Annotated in this window: 12 protein-coding genes; 3 read left to right on the forward strand and 9 right to left on the reverse strand. The window is 36.8% G+C overall.

Going from position 1 to position 18411, the window contains the following annotated elements; genetic code table 11:
• Positions 1–333: 333 nt before the first annotated feature.
• The 7 genes from ACVRZD_RS08030 to ACVRZD_RS08060 all read right to left on the reverse strand — a co-directional run bounded on the left by ACVRZD_RS08030 (position 334) and on the right by ACVRZD_RS08060 (position 10962).
• Positions 334–3657: a glycoside hydrolase family 2 TIM barrel-domain containing protein gene (locus tag ACVRZD_RS08030; RefSeq protein WP_052128118.1), complete on the reverse strand. Its 3324-nt coding sequence runs from the start codon at positions 3655–3657 to the stop codon at positions 334–336.
• A gap of 11 nt (positions 3658–3668) precedes the next feature.
• On the reverse strand, positions 3669–5147 hold the full coding sequence (locus ACVRZD_RS08035) for a response regulator transcription factor (protein WP_037625235.1): 1479 nt from the start codon (positions 5145–5147) through the stop codon (positions 3669–3671).
• Positions 5147–6868 carry a sensor histidine kinase gene (locus ACVRZD_RS08040; protein ID WP_037625233.1) on the reverse strand — a complete coding sequence of 574 codons (1722 nt, stop codon included), beginning with the start codon at positions 6866–6868 and terminating at the stop codon, positions 5147–5149. The genes ACVRZD_RS08035 and ACVRZD_RS08040 overlap by 1 nt, the downstream gene beginning before the upstream one ends.
• Complete coding sequence (locus tag ACVRZD_RS08045; protein WP_037625231.1) at positions 6858–7463, reverse strand: YesL family protein; 606 nt, start codon at positions 7461–7463, stop codon at positions 6858–6860. The genes ACVRZD_RS08040 and ACVRZD_RS08045 overlap by 11 nt, the downstream gene beginning before the upstream one ends.
• A 139-nt stretch (positions 7464–7602) precedes the next feature.
• Entirely contained in the window at positions 7603–9051 is a 1449-nt protein-coding gene (locus ACVRZD_RS08050) for an ABC transporter substrate-binding protein (RefSeq protein WP_037625229.1), read from the reverse strand.
• Positions 9052–9081: 30 nt separating this feature from the next.
• Positions 9082–10008 (reverse strand): carbohydrate ABC transporter permease, encoded by a 927-nt coding sequence (locus ACVRZD_RS08055; protein ID WP_037625227.1) that lies wholly within the window; start codon positions 10006–10008, stop codon positions 9082–9084.
• A gap of 9 nt (positions 10009–10017) precedes the next feature.
• Entirely contained in the window at positions 10018–10962 is a 945-nt protein-coding gene (locus ACVRZD_RS08060; RefSeq protein ID WP_037625322.1) for an ABC transporter permease, read from the reverse strand.
• A gap of 202 nt (positions 10963–11164) precedes the next feature.
• Here ACVRZD_RS08060 and ACVRZD_RS08065 point away from each other — a divergent pair, with 202 nt between their 5' ends.
• Entirely contained in the window at positions 11165–12046 is an 882-nt protein-coding gene (locus ACVRZD_RS08065; protein WP_037625224.1) for an ROK family protein, read from the forward strand.
• 1 nt (position 12047) lies between these two features.
• The gene (locus ACVRZD_RS08070) at positions 12048–14222 is read left to right on the forward strand and encodes a GH92 family glycosyl hydrolase (RefSeq protein WP_447450420.1); all 2175 of its coding nucleotides are present in this window, start codon (positions 12048–12050) and stop codon (positions 14220–14222) included.
• 27 nt (positions 14223–14249) lie between these two features.
• On the opposite strand, the gene ACVRZD_RS08075 is transcribed toward ACVRZD_RS08070, so the two are convergent.
• Positions 14250–15944, reverse strand: coding sequence for a protein O-GlcNAcase (locus ACVRZD_RS08075; RefSeq protein WP_447450421.1), 1695 nt, complete (start codon positions 15942–15944; stop codon positions 14250–14252).
• 20 nt (positions 15945–15964) lie between these two features.
• On the reverse strand, positions 15965–17008 hold the full coding sequence (locus ACVRZD_RS08080; RefSeq protein WP_037625222.1) for a GntR family transcriptional regulator: 1044 nt from the start codon (positions 17006–17008) through the stop codon (positions 15965–15967).
• A 116-nt stretch (positions 17009–17124) separates the two neighbouring features.
• On the opposite strand from ACVRZD_RS08080, the gene ACVRZD_RS08085 reads away from it, so the two are divergent.
• Positions 17125–18411 (forward strand): glycoside hydrolase family 125 protein, encoded by a 1287-nt coding sequence (locus tag ACVRZD_RS08085; RefSeq protein ID WP_037625220.1) that lies wholly within the window; start codon positions 17125–17127, stop codon positions 18409–18411.

Raw genomic sequence — 18411 nt, forward strand, 5'->3', positions numbered from 1 at the left:
TTAACCTAATATCTTAGCTGATATTGAATCACTTATTAAGCATTCGATACACACTAATAGATAAGGGAAATGTGATGATATCTAAAGCAAAAGTTGACATACCCTTATATTATATCCTATTTTTTGTGATTCAGATGATTAGTTAAAAAAATAACAAAATTTATATTATTTAATCATATCCCCAATCCCCAATGTGACAGACTCTTTGACATAGTCATCCTGCATTATTTAAACAGCTGAAAACTTAAAATTACTAAAGGGGCTTTTAAAACGCTAGATTCCTAAGAAATCTAGCGTTTTAAAGGATAATTCTGTCTCATTAGTAACTACAATTTAGAGTGCTGTTACTGTCCATATACCTATGTGTTCTGACTTTACTTTCTTTCCTTTCGCAAACTGAAGCGTAACCATCATTGCTGGATAGGCTTTATCAAAATAGTAATAGGAACCTTTTTTATTGAGTTCTTTTAAATTAACATGATAAGAACACTGCGATTTTGACAGATATAAACGAAGAAAAACGTCTTCTTCTAGATTTGATGGGTCATTAAGACTGATTGCTGCAATATTTTGGACAGTATCATACTGGTAGCGCAACAGACTATCCCCCGTGCCAGTCTTAACTAGCTCTGTTTTGGCCATTTGACTGATATCTTGATTTAACTGATAACTAACTCCTTTAAAATAGACAGTCAATTGAATGTGAACTTCTTGATTGAGATGGACAGAACGACCAAAATAGGTTGAATCCTTTGTTCTTGAAAAATCCCACTGAATAGGTAACACCAAGGAGAGCAACTTCCCATTAGTAGCCACTGGTTGAAAATACTGTGGTAGGATAATATCATCACCACTCTTAACAAGTAAGTTGAGGGTTTGCTGACTTGAAATAGTGGCAGGATTAATTGACTTCGTAAACTGGTTCTCATTTGTTTTAGCATCAAAAGAAAGGACACCTTGTTCATATTTTAAAGGTCCCAATTCCTGGTATAGTTTAGCAAGAGGTGGTATAGCTAATTGGCTAGTTTCCAAAATTCTCACTGGTTTGTTAAACTTAGCTGATGTTTTACCCTTACTTGATACAGTGACCTCTATTTGGCCTGCTTGGCCATTAAGTCGTAAAATAGCTAACAGTTTTCCTTTAAAAGTCTTCTTATCTGCCACGTTATAGAAACTGTGGTCAATTGGATTTGCATTATCTAAAGCAATCAATTCAGCCGGACCACTGACTGAAACATGAACCAGACAATCATCAGTTAGGACTATTTCGTCATTTCTATCCATTAGATTGATGACCAGATACAGTAATTTTCTTTTTTGATTACCACTTAAAATGGCCTCTTCTCTTACTTGTAAATGATGTGCTGGACCAAATCCTCTTACAAGATTTCTACCAGTTGTTTCAGAGATTACTCGGCCTTTGTCATCGTAAGCAATTGCTTTTAGTTGCCCCTTTATAAAAGGAACTTGCCAAGTAAGATATAAGTTTTGTCCACTTATTGAGTGATTTTCTTCGGGCTGAAGGATCTGATAAGTGTGTCCACTTGTCGTTTCCCGTTTTGAAAAATGCTTTTCTCCGAGGTCTTTTTTCTGCCCATCTTGATCAAATAAGAAAAGTCTGACACTTGCGGCATTACTATAAACAACTACGTCAACGTGACCTGTTGCTGTTTGAGTAATGACCTTTTCATCCCAAATGGGCAACAGATGTAAGCATGTTGCTTGTGTTGCCCATTGGCTTTGGTAGAAATAATAAGAATCTTTTGGAAATCCTGCTGTATCAATAATGCCAAAATAAGAGTGTTTGGGTGACGGCCATGTTCCTGTTACACCTGGAGCAATGTTATTCCAAGGAGTTGGCTCCCCTAGATAATCAAACCCTGTCCAAACAAATTCACCTGCGACAAAGTCTCTAGTAATAACATCATACCAAGCCTGACTTGCTAAATCTCCCCATTCCACTGTCGACTGATCATAAGAAGTCAATTCATACAAAGTGCTTTGCTCTTGATGCTTAAGGTGATAGACTGATCTTGAATTGACTGCTGAAACTGTTTCTGAACCATATAAAAACCAAGTTGGGTGTTGGACTTGTAGGCAATCATAGTCCTTACCCTTAGCATAATTTAAACCAATCAATGACAGATTACCCTCAACTTGACTCAGATTATCCATGATTTTTTCAATCACCTTATACCAGACAAATTGAGGATCTTTCACCTTATTATCACCAATTGTAATAAAATGATGACGGTCAACTTCTAATACCCATTCCAGTAATTGGTTAAGTATCTCTGGATAAGATGACACATCGCCAGAAAAGCCTTCCAATAATTCATTTCCGATAGACCAAGCCAATATAGAAGGGTGATGCCTACTTTTGATAATCATATTTTGTAAAATATAGTGGCCCCATGTCATGCGACTATCTACTTTAGCTTGCAAGTAATGACAATTTTGCCTTCCTAGAGGCTGAGTAAAGTATCTTGAGAAATCAAATATATTCTCATTTTTTGCATATAACCAGGTATCAAAAGCTTCTTCAATCACTAAGAAACCAAGTCTATCGGATAAGGTTTTAATAATGCGAGCACTTGGATTATGGGCCAAACGAATGGCATTAGCTCCCATTTGTTTTAGGAGCACTAATTGACGTTCAATTGCATCAGGATAGGCACATGCTCCTAAACCTCCTTGGTCATGATGCAAACAAACACCTTTTAGTTTATAAGCTTGTCCATTAAGGTATAGTCCGCGCTTAGGTTTCTTTTGAATCATTCGAAAGCCTGTTTCGATTGTTATGTCATCTTTTACATCTTGATTTATTAATAAAGACAACCTGAATTGATACAAGTTAGGGGTTTCTGGTGACCAGAGCTCAATACCAACTATATTGAGTGATAGTAGAAATGAGTGATCTCTGATAGCTTCCTTTAAGGGATACAATCCTTGAATAAGTTTTCGACCGCTCTTTCCTGAGCGATTTAAGCTCCAAATATCAAGCATTAACTGATAGTCTTTGAAATCTGCTACCTCTTTTAAATCAGATAAAGTGCCAGATATTTCCAACTGTAAAGGCTGATGGCTTGTCACAACTTCTTCTTGATTGGTCCAATCAATCTGTACTGATTCTTCTTTGATATGGTCGAAAGGGATTACTGAGAGTGTCACTGAACGGTAGAGTCCTGAACCGGAGTACCACCTTGAATTTGGAATCGGGTTATGGCAGCGAATAGCAATGGTGTTTTTATCCCCGATAGTAACAAAATCACTAATATCATACGTAAAGGCCAAATAGCCATTGAGATGTTCTCCAACTAAACAACCATTTACAAATACTTGACTTTCCAAGTAGGCTCCCTCAACGGTTAGACAAATGCGACAGTCTTTAAGAGACTGTGCTATCCAAAATCCTTTTCGGTACCAACCAATTCCACCAAGTTTATAACCACTTTCGGCTTCTCCATTTTTGGTGTAAGGTTGATCCCGACTAAAATCATGTGGTAGAGTTATTTCTTGTGCATAGCTATCATCAAAATCGACCTTTTCCAATTCTTTAAAATCACCATAAAGAAATCGCCAATGTGAGTTAAAGTCTTGTCTTCTCCCTACTTTATCCACTATTTGATAATTTATTTCTTCTAAACGTTTTTTCATATCAATTCTCTTCAATTCTTATTATCATTTATGGAATAATAATTATCCCGATAACAGTCTCTAAATTCCTTTGGCGACAATCCATTTAATTTCTTAAACATTTTTATAAAATAATGATTAGTGTTATAACCTATTTCAAAGGCAATCTCACTGATGGAGTGATTGGTATACAAGAGCAGTTGCTGTGCTTTTTGAATTCTAACTTGGTTCAAATACTGGGCAAAGCTCTGCTCTGTTTCGTTTTTAAAACATTGACCAAGATATACACCATTAACATGCAATTTATCTGCCACGTATTTTAAACTCAAATCCTCTGAGTATGACTGTGTAATATATGAAATAGTTTCACTAACAAGTTCTGAAAACCGCTTTTGTGGTGGATTATCTTGACTAGTTAACTCTAATAATCTAACCAGTTCTGATTGAATGCGATCAATATGTTTACTAGTATGAATGGTTTCAAGCATAGCTGAGTAGGTCGTTTTGTCTAAAATTGGAAATTTACGATAGATATCTAAAAACAGCAAAAAGGAAACATGTTTAACATCCTCAGGACTATAGCCTAGCTCTGCCATTTCTTCAAATATGGCATCTAATTTACTTAAGATCGTCGGCTTGTCACCAATCATCAATGCTTTATTGAATGATAAAAATTGTAGTTCCGAACTTGGAAAAATAGTGTGGCTGATCGCACTTCCCTTAACTTGTTTATTATAAAAGAGATGACTTTGAACCTGATTGTAGCTATCATATACATTTTCCCAATCCGTAACTGTTTCAGCCAAAATTAATTGTATCAGATCAGCTTGAAAGGTTTGCTGCAAGTCTTCTACAAATGATTTAATCAGTAAACGGTTGCCAACTAAAATAGCATAAAATACCTTTTTATCTTGAGTAATGACGAGTGGTAATTCTTGCATGTTTTGTTTAAAATAGCTCCGTAAGTTTTCAAGTTCTCTAGCATAGTCAATATATAGCACCGTGAAAGAGGTATTCTTCAACTGATACTTATTTGCCAGATGCTCCTCAAAATCAGACTCACTTAACTCATCCAGTAACCATTGTTTAACAAGATATTCGTCATATCCTGTTTGCTTTTTTCGTTCAATCATGTGTTGGTCAAGAGTGTTTTTAACGGTTACAAGTTTTTCTTTTAATTCATCTTTATTAATCGGCTTTAGAAGATAAGCTCTGCTTTCCAGTTCAATGGCTCGCTTAACAAAATCAAATTCTTGATAGCCTGACAAAATCATCGTTTGTAAGTTAGGATAAAGCTTTGTTGCTTCTTCAATCAACTGCAATCCAGTCATTTCTGGCATATTGACATCGGAAATCATCAGGTCAACGCGAATATCACTTAACAGTCTTAAGGCTTCTTTTGCTGACTTAGCTGTCCCAATAACTTCAAATCCCAACGATTGCCAATCAATGATAAGTTGAAGCCCTTGCAAAATCATGTATTCATCGTCTACTAAGAGTACTTTGTACATTAGACTTCCTTTCTAAATGTAATCTCTATCTTAAAGCCACCTGCTTTTGAATGTCCTATTGACCAAATTAAATCATCTTTAAAATAAGTCATCAAGCGCAAATAAACATTTTCTAAGCCAATCGATGTCTTATCGCTTTTACCATTTTTTCTTAAATTATCTTCAATCCGCCTGATATCATTATCTGAAACACCTTTTCCATTATCTTCAATCAAGATTTTAATAAAGTTACCACTGTCCTTAGCTTTGATACTAAGGGCATTGTCACGACGATTATAATCAATACCATGAACAAAATAATTTTCAACTAGGGGTTGGATAACAAATTTGGGTATTTGAATTGAGGACAAACTTGGATCAACCACGACATGATAAGCAAAACTTTCGGGATAGCGCATCTGATACAAATAAATATATTTTTCACAAAAATCGAGTTCTTCTTTTAAACTAGTAACTTTATCCTTACTGATATTATTTCTGAGTAAGGCTGCAAAGGCATAAATAACATCTGCTAATTCTTCTTGGCGACAGCTAAGGGCATACATTCTAACATACTCTAGCGTATTGTATAAGAAATGTGGATTGATTTGGGCCTGTAAGGCACTCATCTGAGCATCTCGTTGCTCAACCTCAAGCGTATAAATTTCTTCAATGGATTGGTTGATGTTGTCTAACATGAGATTAATTCCTTCAGAAATATTGAATAACTCCAATTCCATATGACTATTGTCAATTTTTAAGGACAGGTCTCCTGCAGAAACTAAATCAAGTGTATCAGTGATTTCTGAGACTTGTTGAATGTAATTGCGAAAAAGACCAAATAACAGTTTCAACAAACACCAGGCTAAAAAGGCTGCAACAATACTATAAATCAAAACAGTTTCAATGGCATTTATTATTAAGGTTGTTTTTTTGACCGTAACAAGCGTCAACCAACTCCCAACTACACTGCCACTGATCCTATAATCTTTAGCTTGATTTAGGGAATAGATGTCTCTTTGTCTTTTAATGGCATTTCCAAATAATGAGCTTAAATCAGATTGATTTGATGGGGTCATATCATAGAGCTCCCGACCAAAATCATCAAATGCAAAGGTTGATATCAGTGAATTTCTCTCAGCCTTTGAAACAGATGGTTGTTTAAAGGTTAAATATAAACTTCCCTCTACTTCACCATTGTCTGGGTGACGAATGGCTTGAACCATATAATTGCCTCTAAGAAAATCTAGTTTTCCACTTTTAAATTGCCCCGTTTTACGAGCTTTTGTGGCTTCAAGGTAGTGATTATTGTCATCTAAATTGATAATGATGGATTGCATCTCCGGATATAAATCAAATAGCCTTTGCATCTGATTAGGTATAGCAACCGTTTTACGATCCATTTGCCAATCATTAATCACTTTGTTAAAATAAGCACTTTGACTCATCGTCATATAGTCCGTTAAGTTGCTAAAATCATCTGATCGGCCAACCAGTTGCTCCAATACACGTAATGTGACATAGTTTTGTGATTGCAGAATCCTAACTGATTCTTCCAGACGCTTGTCCATTTCTTTTTGGACTGTTCTATAGTCACTAATGATTGAGTAAGTACTTAATGATAGGGCACCAATTCCAAAAAATAAGATAATTAAGATACTGTATACTTTCATCAGGCGATTAATTAATATTCCCTGACGAATTTGCTTATTAAAAATTTTAGAAAGATTATTAATTATCATAAGTCATGTCATCCACAATTTTTCGATTTGATTTGCTAACATAGTCTAAGACAAAGACAAATAAACCAAAACTAAGAAAGAGGAATAAGCCTTTAAATTTCCAAGTTACAGCTATGGTAATGACTAAGCTGGCTAGGAGTTCTAAGAGTTTTCTAAAACTGAAAAATAAACTAATAAAAGCTAGCTTGATGTTATCCCAAATGGCAATATCATAAAGCACATCATATAGACTGACATAAAGGTAGAGCAATACAAAGAAAACCATAACGGCTCCGATTATAAAGGTCAAACAGAAAAATATGAGCCCTTGTAATTGAATGGCTAAATGTAAATTGATGGCTAGAAAACAAAGCACTAAGAGTAATGATAAGAAGTAACCATTAGCTCGCTTAAAATTGTCTTTCCAAAGGTCAAAGGCTGTCTTAATAGAATAATTTTTTGCTTCTACATCACTAGTAAAATATAAGGAAATAATAGTTTGCCAAGCAGGTCCAATTCCAAATAGAATGAGACCAGATAAACAGAGCACATGAAAAATCAGTGTTAATTGCATCATTTTCCATATCGTATAAAATAATTTTTCTAATCCTGACATACTATTTCCTTTTCTTCTTTTCAAATTATTTTTCTTAACCAAATCTACTATATCATACTTAATGTCATTGTGAAACCGCTTAACAAAAAGAGGACTAAGACACATCTCAATCCTCTTTGTTAATTGGCTTTTGGGAAACTTATTTGTTTTTAGAAGTATAGTCATCCAATTGTTTTTGAACTTCTTTTTGAACTTTATCCCATCCAGCGCCTTTAAGGTCTTTAATCATTTTTGGCAATGTTTCGTCAGGATCTACGGTACCTGTGTTCACACTAGCTTTATAGCGATTCATGACATTAGCAATATTAGACAATTCAGTCTTGATTGATTTTGTATTTACTGTAAAGCCAAGGATTGGTGATTCTTTGGCATCTTTGATTGATTGATCACGTTTTGCAATCATGTCATCTGTAATAGATTCTTGAGTATAGAGAATCTTATTATTACCAGTGTTCCAAGCTGACATATGAAGTTTTGGTTTATAGCCATCAAGTAATTTGATTTTCTTGTCGCCAGTTTTTTCCCATGCTTCGCCCTTGACACCATAAACAAGTCCATTTAATAATTCTGGGTCACTGTTAAGCAAGCCAAGTACTTCAACAGCTTTTTCTTTATTTTTAGAAGCACTTGAAACGACAAAGTTGGCCATTTGTGCTTGGTTAGTTGTTTTTAATTGTTTTGTCAAAGGACGAGAGACAACTTCTTTACCAGCTGCGTTAGTTAAGATAGTGTCGCCATAATCCATAGGACCTTGTGTTTCTTCACGCATAAACCAAGTATCGCCCTCTAATGGGTAACCCTCAGTATTGGTTGCTGCATCTTTAGGAATCAACCCTTCTTGGTACCATTTATGCATTAGGCGAAGGTTATCTTTAAATCCTTCATCTTCATATTGGTTGATGATAGTTGGTTTGCCTTCATCTATTTTTACTGCAAATGGTTGATCTTTGGTTAATGGGTAATCAAAGTTACCAGACATATTGAAGACTTGTCCAATTGCAAAAGCTGCTGTTTTAGGATCTTTTTCATGGAATTGTTTTAGCACTGCTTCTGCTGAAGCGTAAGAATTAACGCCTGAAATATCCAATCGATATTTATCAACTAAAGGTTTGTTAAATGTGAGCATTTGTTGAGCATAAACATTGGCATCAACAGGGAATGCATATAATTTGCCATCAACTTTATTTCCTTTGATATAGGCAGGATCCATATTTTCATATGTTTTTTTAGCATATTTTGGAATTAATTTTGTTAAATCAGCAAAGGCACCTTTTTGAGAATTCACGACATAATTATTTGAAAAAGCAATATCATAAGCCTCACCAGATGCGATGATGGTACTCATTTTACTATCCCAGTCACCCCAGCCAATATACTGGACATCGAGCGTAACTCCTGTTTTTTCTTTAATGCGTTTATTCGCAATCTTCATTAATTGATTAAAATTATCAGGTTTATCCCCAATTTGATACATTAAGAGTTTGCCACCTTCTTTATCACCACCTGTAGATTTGTTGCCACAAGCTGCGAGACTAGAAGCTGCCAAAACAGTTCCGGTTACACAAACAATTTTTTGCCACTTTTTCATAAGTGAACGCCTCCTAAAATTTTTTACATATTATTCTTTGACACCACCAATAGTCAAACCACCTACAAAATATTTTTGGAAAAATGGATAGGTGATAGCAATTGGTAATGTTGCAATAACCACAATGGCCATCCGAACTGATTCTTTGGGCAATGCTTTAAAGCCATCAGCCATTTGAGCTCCGAGACTAGCATTGCGAGCCAGAGCTTCTAAGTTACTTTGAACTTTCATTAGTAAATATTGCATAGGTACTAGATTGTCACTTTGAATATAAAGCAACGCATTGAACCAATCATTCCAATAAGATAATGCTGCAAACAAACTAATTGTTGCTATTCCTGGCACAGCTAATGGTAAAACAATTCTGACAAAAATGGTGAATTCACTAGCCCCATCAATGCGAGCTGACTCAATGATACTATCTGGAACTGTTTTTTTGAAAAAAGTCCGCATCACTAAGATGCCAAATGGACCTAATGCTAGGGGTAAGATTAATGCCCAGATGGTGTCTTTTAATTGAAGGAGATTACTAACAACTAAATAGTTAGCGACCATACCAGGAGCAAACAACATGGTAATCAATGCGTAAATGGTGAAAAAACGCTTATAAGGGAAATATGGCCTTGAAATAGCATAAGCATAGGTAGAGGTCATTGTCGTATTAATTAGTGTTCCAAAAACAGTAATGAAAACTGAAATGCCAAATGACCTAAGTATCTTTTCTTTCATGACCCCTTCAAAAATAAATTGATAGGCATGTGTAGACCACAGGTTTGGGAAAAAACTATAGCCATGATTGATTAAATACCCTTCATCTGTAAAGGAGATTATAATAACAAAGACAAAGGGAATAATACAAGACAAAGCAAATAGGGCAATTAGAATATTGAAGATAAGATTGGTTCTACGATCAAAGGTTCTGACCGAGACTTTTTCAATTTTTTTTCTTTTTACCATAGTTATCTCCTAAAAAAGTGCTGAATCTGGATCCCATTTTCGAACAATGGCATTCGAAATCAAGAGAATACAGGTCCCTACAACTGACTGATACAGACTAGCTGCTGAAGCCATACCAATATCACCTGTAGAGGTTAATCCATTATAAACGTATGTATCAAGTACGCTGGTTACTTCATATAAAGCGCCTGAATTCTTTGGAAGTTGGAAGAATAATCCAAAGTCAGACCTAAAAATACTACCAATATTTAAAATTAACAGTATTGAAACCATTGGTAATAACTGAGGAATGGTAATATTTTTAATCTGTTGCCACTTACTAGCCCCATCAACCATGGCAGCCTCGTAATAGTCATCACTAATCCCAACAACAGAGGCATAATAAATAATACTGTTATAGCCAAGTCCCTTCCAAACATTCATAATTAACAAAATGAGAGGCCACCAAGTTGGATTAGAGTACCACATAATTGGTTGTCCACCATGTGCCACAATCGTATTATTGATCATTCCACGGTCAGGATTTAAGAAGGCATAAACAAAATATTCAATAACTACCCAAGAAAGAAAATAAGGGAGTAATGACATAGTATGGTAAACTTTAACCCCTCGCTTATTGCGCAATTCACTCATGACAATTGCAAATGCAATAGCAAAGAAAACATTAAAGGCTAAAAAGATCAAATTGTATCCTAAGGTATTCTTAGTTATCAACCAGGCATCTTTAGATGAAAATAGAAATTTAAAATTATCTAAACCAACCCAGGGACTATGGCGTAAACTTTCTAAAAAACCACCTGATGAATAATGGAAATCCTTAAAGGCAACAACATTAGCAAAAACTGGAATATAGAAGAAAAAGATAAACCAGACAAATCCTGGTAATACCATTAGTAACAAGGTTCGATTCTTCTTAACAGTTGTCCAAAATGATGCTTTTTTCTTTTTGGTCATGTCACGCATAAACCAAACCTCCTAACTTCTTCTCAATTCCTCTAAAGTATATCAATCTCCTCTTGGACCAACAAGCAACAAATTATAGAATTGATAACACAAACTATAGGTCTTTAGAACAAAGTATAGATTACTAAAGAAAGCCTTTTCAATCTCTCCTTTTTTTCATATACTATTGGTAAGATAATGGAGGAAACATAACATGCAACTATTAACAATTGATATTGGTGGCACTTCTATCAAGTTTGCCCTGTGCCAAGATGGACAACTCAGTCAGCAAGTCCAATTTCCAACTCCCGATAATCTAGAAAGCTTCTATGAGTTATTAGATCAACAAGTAAAAAACTTTAAAGCCAAATTCCCAATTGAAGGTGTTGGAATTAGTTCACCTGGTGCCGTTAATAAAGAAACTGGTGTTATCGAAGGGGCCAGTGCTCTACCATATATTCACAACTTTCCAATTCAAAAGCAATTAGAGCACCTCTTCCAACTGCCAATCAGCATTGAAAATGATGCCAATTGTGCGGCTTTAGCCGAAAATGCCATGGGGGCTGGCAAAGGAAGCTCTAGCATGGCTACTATTGTTATGGGGACTGGAGTTGGTGGCAGTCTGGTCCTCAATGGTAAAATTCATCACGGAGCTCACTTATTTGGTGGTGAATTTGGCTTTATGGTTATGGACAAAGATTATCACATCCTTAGTGAATTAGGTACAGTGGTCAACATGGCTAAACGATATAGTCAAACTAAAAATGATGGCAAGAACTATACCGGAATTGAAGTGCTAGGCCTTGCACAAGCAGGTGATGAGCTTGCCATTGCTGAAAAGCAAATCTTTATCCGAGCCATCGCCATGGCCATTTATAACATCCAACATACCTTTGATCCAGAAATGATTTTACTTGGTGGTGGTGTGTCACAAGCCGACTTTTTACTGCCTACACTTGAAGCTGAACTGGACAAGATTTATCAAGCCGTCAAAATTTCAAACATCAGACCAAAACTGGGCATTTGCCAATTTAAACAAGAAGCTAACTTATTGGGCGCAGCCATCGACTTTCTTTCTACTGGCGAGGAACACTAATATGGACAGACTGGATTTTATAGACACCCGCTTTGGCACTGCCAACCACTACCGTTTCTCACAAGGCAACTGTCTGCCATTGACAGGAACACCTTTTGCCATGAATTACATCTCCGTTCAGAGCCGAAGTAAGGATTCTAGCTGGTGGTTTCATCCTGAGGACCACTCCTTTCTTGGGCTGAGGCTAACCCATCAACCTAGTCCCTGGATTGGTGATTTTTCAACCTTTACTTGCCTGCCAGTCAGCGGAGCTATTACCATTGGCGATGATTTCCATAACCAATGGTCCTACCGACCAAAAGAAGCGACCTTCCAGCCACATCAAATCCAACTCTCTAGTCCTGGTCAAGGTTTAAGTGTCCTAGCGACTGCCTCTACTTATGCTTTTCAGTATGCTTTTTCTTTTGAAAATGGCGGTGCTGGTATCATCATTCATCACCCTGGTGCTAGTGCTTGGCAAGTTTCTTCCGATGGGAAAACCCTGCATGGTTATGTCAAGAATCAGTCAGACTGTGAAGATAAAGACCTGAAAATGTATGTAACCATCCATCTGTCTCATCCAATTGTAGAACGAAAAATCGGGAAAGAGTTGATGACTTGTGCCTTAAATGATAGTCACGAAGATAGCTTTTTCTATTTTGCCTTTGACAAGGTTATTAAAGAAATTGAACTGAGTGGCGCGACTTCCTTTATTAGTCATAAGCAAGCTCTGATCAATTATCAGACAGAGGGCAAATTGACTTTTAAGCAAGCCGTTGAAAAAAATCGTTCGAGCTGGTTAAGCTACCTTGAGCGGATCGAGGTCACAAATCAAGACAAGGAAAAAGAGCATCTCTTTTACCAACATTTCTACCGCTCACTCCTCTTCCCACAAAGATGGTATGAAATTGATGACCTTGGTCAGGACATACACTACAATACATTGACCAAAACAGTAGCAAAAGGAAAACTCTATACTAATAATGGCTTTTGGGATACTTCTAAAACACTTTACCCCTTCTTATCTTTGATTGCTCCAGAGATTTATGAGGAGGTTTTAGAAGGTTTAGTGTCTTCCTATAAAGACACGGGCTATCTACCAAAATGGTTATCCCCTGATGAACGTGGCATGATGCCAGGTACATTAGCAGATGCGGTAATCGCTGACGGTGCTATGAAAGGATTGGGCAAAAAGGATTGGCCAGTTTTATTAGAAGCCATGTTAGCAACCGCTAAAAATGATAAAGAGGATAAAAAATATGGTCGCCTAGCAAGTAAAGACTACGAAGCTCTGGGGTATATTCCAAATGCTTATCCAGAAAGTGTTAATCAGACCCTTGATTACTCATATAGTGATTTCTGTATTGGTCAGCTTGCTGGACTTTTAGGACAAAAAGCCTTGGCAGCTCATTACCACTATCAATCACTCAACTACCGGAACTTAATTGATTCGGAACAGACTTGTTTGCGAGGAAAAGACAAGCAGGGCCATTTTGCATCTGATTTTCAACCTAAAGAATGGGGGGGTGATTATACAGAAGGCTCTAGTTATCAAAATGCTTGGGGTGTTTACCATGATTTTCTTGGTTTAATAAAAGCTATTGGCGGCAAAGCTATTTTTGCTAAAACCCTAGAAGAGCTCTGTAACACTAGTCCTGACTTCTTAGTTGGTTCCTACGGCTTTGAAATTCATGAAATGTCAGAATTAGCTGCTCAAGATTTTGGTCAGATTGCCATCTCCAATCAACCAAGTTTCCACCTGCCATACCTTTACTACTTCGTTGGTAAACCTGCCTATGGGCAATTAATCATTAAAAATTTGCTAAATCATGCTTTTACCAAAACTGGCTACCCTGGTGATGAAGATAATGGCAGTATGAGTTCATGGTATCTCTTAAATACAATAGGCCTTTATCCAATGACTCCCGGCAGTAGCCAATACTTGTTAGGAATACCAAATTTGGACAAGATTGTCATACATCTCCCCAACCAAAAAGACTTAGTCATCAGCTGTCAGAATAATCATCCACAGCACCAATTTGTAACTGAGGTAAACTTTAATGATGCCAAGGTGACCAAACTCTATATGACCCATCGTGATTTACTTAAAGGTGGAAAATTGGCCTTCAAACTTGGACTTGTTCCGCCAATCCGCAACTTGAAACAAGCTGATTTCCCATTTTCTCTTACAAAGTAAAAAGCTGAGACTATTTTCTCAGCTTTTTTAGTGATAATCCTCAGCTTGTGCTAAGCTAACTTTGGCTTGATTGGCATTAGTTTGCTTCAAAATATGGTAATCATAATAGCGAATAGCAATATCTGAGCCAGTTCGACATGGTCCTGATATCAATTCCTCATATCGGGCATTCAAATTTGGCTGTGATTCTTGGATGGCTTGCCAGAAGTTGATATCTTCTTCCACACGCGCTAGCCATGGGCTAATTGATTGAACAAAGGAAATATTTTTTGACTCCTTTAAAACGTGACTGGCTTTGGCCAATTCTTTTAAAGAAGCTTCTAAGAATGAAAGGTCATTAGCTTTGATAGCCTGGGCAATTGCAAATGGGCACTCCTGGTGCAGGTGCCGATTACCATTATGATAGGCAAAGATTTCAAGGGCATTTGCTTCAGCCGGCGAATCTGCATAAGTCAGCAAGGTTTCTTTAAAGGAAGTGGCTGGCTCAAAACGATTGGCATCCCACAAATAGTGGCTCATATCCATTAAAGTGAGCTTGGACATTTCCCAATTAATCATTGGATTTGACACAATTCCTGAAACTAGATAGCTAGGATTGGCTAACTGCGGCGACCGGTTGGCATAGGGACTGATAAACAGTCTTTGATGGTCTTTTTGATAATCATTGACTGGAATATTGTCCCAAATAATGATTGGTCGATGATAGACTTGGTGAATTAAAGCTACATCAGCCTCAGAAATCTGACTGGCAAGGGTTGATGGTCCTGTCCAAAAGAAAGGAATTTCAGGTGCCATAATTTCTGATAATTGGTTTAAATATAAGGAATCATGAGCATTATCATACTCAGTTGGGCAAACAACCAAGTCAACAGCCGCCTGCTGTTTTATGAGGTAATCATAAACCTGATTAACTAAGTGGCCTTGAGCAAAAGCAGCAGATTGATAATACTTTTCAACAGTTTCCATGATGGTATAGTCAATGTCATCTAAGAGAAGACCAAAACGATTGACGCCCAAATCAATCATTTGTTGCAACTTTTCATATAAAACCTGATAGTCCTCAGGATCACAATAATCAAAATCCAAACCCGGACTAATCATATACCAAAAATCAACCTGATTAGCTTTAGCCTCAGCTAACAAGTCTTTAAAATAGGCAATCCACTCATTGGGGTACAAATCACGCCATTGCTTGCGCAAAAAGTCATCATTTTTAGGCGCATACATATAAGTATTCATGCGATTTTGACCTAAAAATCGTAAGCAATCACTTCTTTCTTCCTTTGTCCAAGGTTCCCCATAGAAGCCCTCAATCACCCCCCTCAAAGCAAAACTTGGAGAATGCTTGATACTAACTAGAGCAAGTTCAAGCCCCTGTTTTGTCTGAATAATTAGCTTTTCAAGGGCTTCTTGGGCATAGGCAAAGCCTCGCATATTTGACGTTGCAATAGTGATGGTATAATCTGACTTAACCACCAAGGAAAAAGCATCCGCTGGCAGATTTCGATCATACTGATGACACATGTGAAGAGTGGCTGAATCATCGGTGACCCACTCAAAAAAGTTAGCTTTAGCTAAATCGGTCTTTAAAGACTCCTGATTTTGAAAACGAAAAAACTGACCTTTAAAGGCAACCTTTACGGGTCGTGGTAAAACTAAAAAATCTCCACGACTTATCACTTCCTGATAACTCTTTAGCTGATTATACAAGGATATAACCATAATGAAACCTCAACTATTTATTATTTTTGACTACTACTGCGATAATACAGTTTAACTGGAATTTTTTTACTTTCTAGTTTTTGCCGATTTGATGTAATCATTTGAACCAGCAATCGAGCAGCTTCTTGACCAATTTGCAAGAAATCTTGACCCGCCGTTGTCAAACCTGGTGATAACAATGATGCCGCTTGAATATTGTCAAATCCAACAATAGCAAGATCATCTGGAATCTTAAAATTCTTCTGTTGTAAATATTGTAATATCTGAATGGCTAACCAATCATTTTCAACAACTAAGCCTGATTTTCTACTTTTACTTCCCTCTAAATAGGAAGCTAACTTAGTTAATTCTTCTGCAATGGAAGAATTTTTCTCTATTATCCAATGCTGACTAGTCATTTTTTCTTCTGAAACAGCTTGCAGATAGCCCAGGTATCTATCTCTAACTGATGAAACCTCACCTAAAGATTCTTGTCCTATAAAGAGGATATCTTTGCATCCTATCTGGATAAGATGTTTAGTTAAATCATAAGAGCCCCGATGGTTCTCAGAGACAACTGTTGGCATCTCAAACCCTTCAACAACTTTATCTAATAAAACTAGAGGAATTTCTTTCAACTGGCATTGGAATAATAAATCAATACTCTGATTCGTATTTTCTGGATAAAGAATTATCCCAGCGTAATCAGACAATTGATCCACTGATACATTTTTGACCAGATTAATGGTTAGTTGAAAGTCACCTTTTGACAGTTCTTGGACGATGCCTTTGGCATAATCTGTCAGTTCATTACTAGCCTCAAATGGCAACAGTAAGGCAATTAATTTTTTTTCCGAGCCAGTTGTCGCTTTTCTGTCCTTGACAAAACTGCCTTTGCCTCTTTGACGATGAATCAAGCCTTCATTTTCTAATTCCACCAAAGCTCTTTTAGAGGTAATTCGGCTAACAAAAAAACGTTCTGATAATTCTTTCTCTGTTGGTAGCTGATCGCCAGCTTGTAAACTGCCATCAGTCATTTTTTCTTTCAGATAATGATATATCTTTTTGTACAGTAACTCTCCCATCATGCCCCCTTTTTTTATAGTATATCATCATTTTTTAGCAATGTAAACCTTTACAAAAAGCAAAAGTAGGTATATAATGTAAGCAAAAATAAATGATATATCATTTGGAGGACCTTATGACAAGACCGATACCTAGAAGTGTCAGTAACTTTATGAATAAAATCGAAACCCTCTGTGGTGAGGAGCATGCAGACTGGGCAAAAAATTTCAAAAAGTCATTTGCCAATACCTTGGAAACTACCTTAAAAACCTATGAAGACGGAACAAGCTTCCTTCTTACTGGAGATATTCCAGCAATGTGGTTAAGAGATTCAACAGCGCAAATGAAACCTTATTTATTTGTCGCTAAAGATGACCCTGAAGTGCGCCAATTAATCACAGGTTTGGTAAAACGCCAATTTCGTTACATTCTAATTGATCCCTATGCTAATGCATTTAATGAAGAAGCAAATGGTCAAGGCCATCAAACAGATCAAACTCAGATGAATCCATGGATTTGGGAACGCAAATATGAAGTCGATTCTCTCTGTTACCCTATTCAATTGGCCTATCTCCTTTATCAAGAAACAGGTGAAACAAGTCAGTTTAATGACGACTTCCATCAGGCAATTTTAGCCATCCTTGATTTGTGGGAAGTGGAACAAAATCATGACCAATCTCCTTATCTCTTTGAACGAGACACTTGGCGCAAAGAAGATACACTAACCCATGCTGGAAAGGGAAGCCCTACTGCTTATACTGGAATGACTTGGTCAGGCTTTAGACCTTCTGATGATGCTTGCCAGTATGGTTATCTTGTTCCCTCAAATATGTTTGCTTCAGTGGTTTTAGCCTACTTAGAAGAATTATATGAGCAGCTCTTTTCTCAGCCTGCACTTGTTGAGCGCATCAAAAAATTACGTGAAGCCATTTTGCTTGGTATTGAATCTTATGCTATCGTAAGGAATAAACAAGGGCAAAAGATCTTTGCTTATGAAGTTGATGGTCTTGGAAACTATAGCATCATGGACGATGCCAATATTCCTAGCTTATTAGCAGCACCTTATCTAGGCTTCTGTCAAAAAGATCATCCTATTTACTTAGAAACACGTCGTACCATTCTAAGTAAGGAAAACCCTTATTTCTACAAAGGTAAGGTGGCTGAAGGAATCGGCTCGTCCCACACTCCCGAAAATTATATCTGGCACATTGCTCTTGCCGTTCAAGGGCTGACAGCGACAACTAAAAAAGATAAAGAGGCTATGCTTAACTTCTTAGTTAAGACAGATGCCGGTACCCACCTTATGCATGAAGGTTTTGATGTTAATGACCCAAATAACTATACCAGAGAATGGTTTTCTTGGGCTAACATGATGTTTTGTGAACTACTTTTAGATTATTTTGACATGACAATTAAAGCATAA

The organism is Streptococcus hongkongensis (assembly GCF_053206145.1).

What these genes read in the sequence shown, in the direction of transcription:
- ACVRZD_RS08030 (WP_052128118.1), bottom strand. Translation starts at nt 3,657, where the DNA reads ATGAAAAAACGTTTAGAAGAAATAAATTATCAAATAGTGGATAAAGTA.
- ACVRZD_RS08035 (WP_037625235.1), bottom strand. Translation starts at nt 5,147, where the DNA reads ATGTACAAAGTACTCTTAGTAGACGATGAATACATGATTTTGCAAGGG.
- ACVRZD_RS08040 (WP_037625233.1), bottom strand. Translation starts at nt 6,868, where the DNA reads ATGATAATTAATAATCTTTCTAAAATTTTTAATAAGCAAATTCGTCAG.
- ACVRZD_RS08045 (WP_037625231.1), bottom strand. Translation starts at nt 7,463, where the DNA reads ATGTCAGGATTAGAAAAATTATTTTATACGATATGGAAAATGATGCAA.
- ACVRZD_RS08050 (WP_037625229.1), bottom strand. Translation starts at nt 9,051, where the DNA reads ATGAAAAAGTGGCAAAAAATTGTTTGTGTAACCGGAACTGTTTTGGCA.
- ACVRZD_RS08055 (WP_037625227.1), bottom strand. Translation starts at nt 10,008, where the DNA reads ATGGTAAAAAGAAAAAAAATTGAAAAAGTCTCGGTCAGAACCTTTGAT.
- ACVRZD_RS08060 (WP_037625322.1), bottom strand. Translation starts at nt 10,962, where the DNA reads ATGACCAAAAAGAAAAAAGCATCATTTTGGACAACTGTTAAGAAGAAT.
- ACVRZD_RS08065 (WP_037625224.1), top strand. Translation starts at nt 11,165, where the DNA reads ATGCAACTATTAACAATTGATATTGGTGGCACTTCTATCAAGTTTGCC.
- ACVRZD_RS08070 (WP_447450420.1), top strand. Translation starts at nt 12,048, where the DNA reads ATGGACAGACTGGATTTTATAGACACCCGCTTTGGCACTGCCAACCAC.
- ACVRZD_RS08075 (WP_447450421.1), bottom strand. Translation starts at nt 15,944, where the DNA reads ATGGTTATATCCTTGTATAATCAGCTAAAGAGTTATCAGGAAGTGATA.
- ACVRZD_RS08080 (WP_037625222.1), bottom strand. Translation starts at nt 17,008, where the DNA reads ATGGGAGAGTTACTGTACAAAAAGATATATCATTATCTGAAAGAAAAA.
- ACVRZD_RS08085 (WP_037625220.1), top strand. Translation starts at nt 17,125, where the DNA reads ATGACAAGACCGATACCTAGAAGTGTCAGTAACTTTATGAATAAAATC.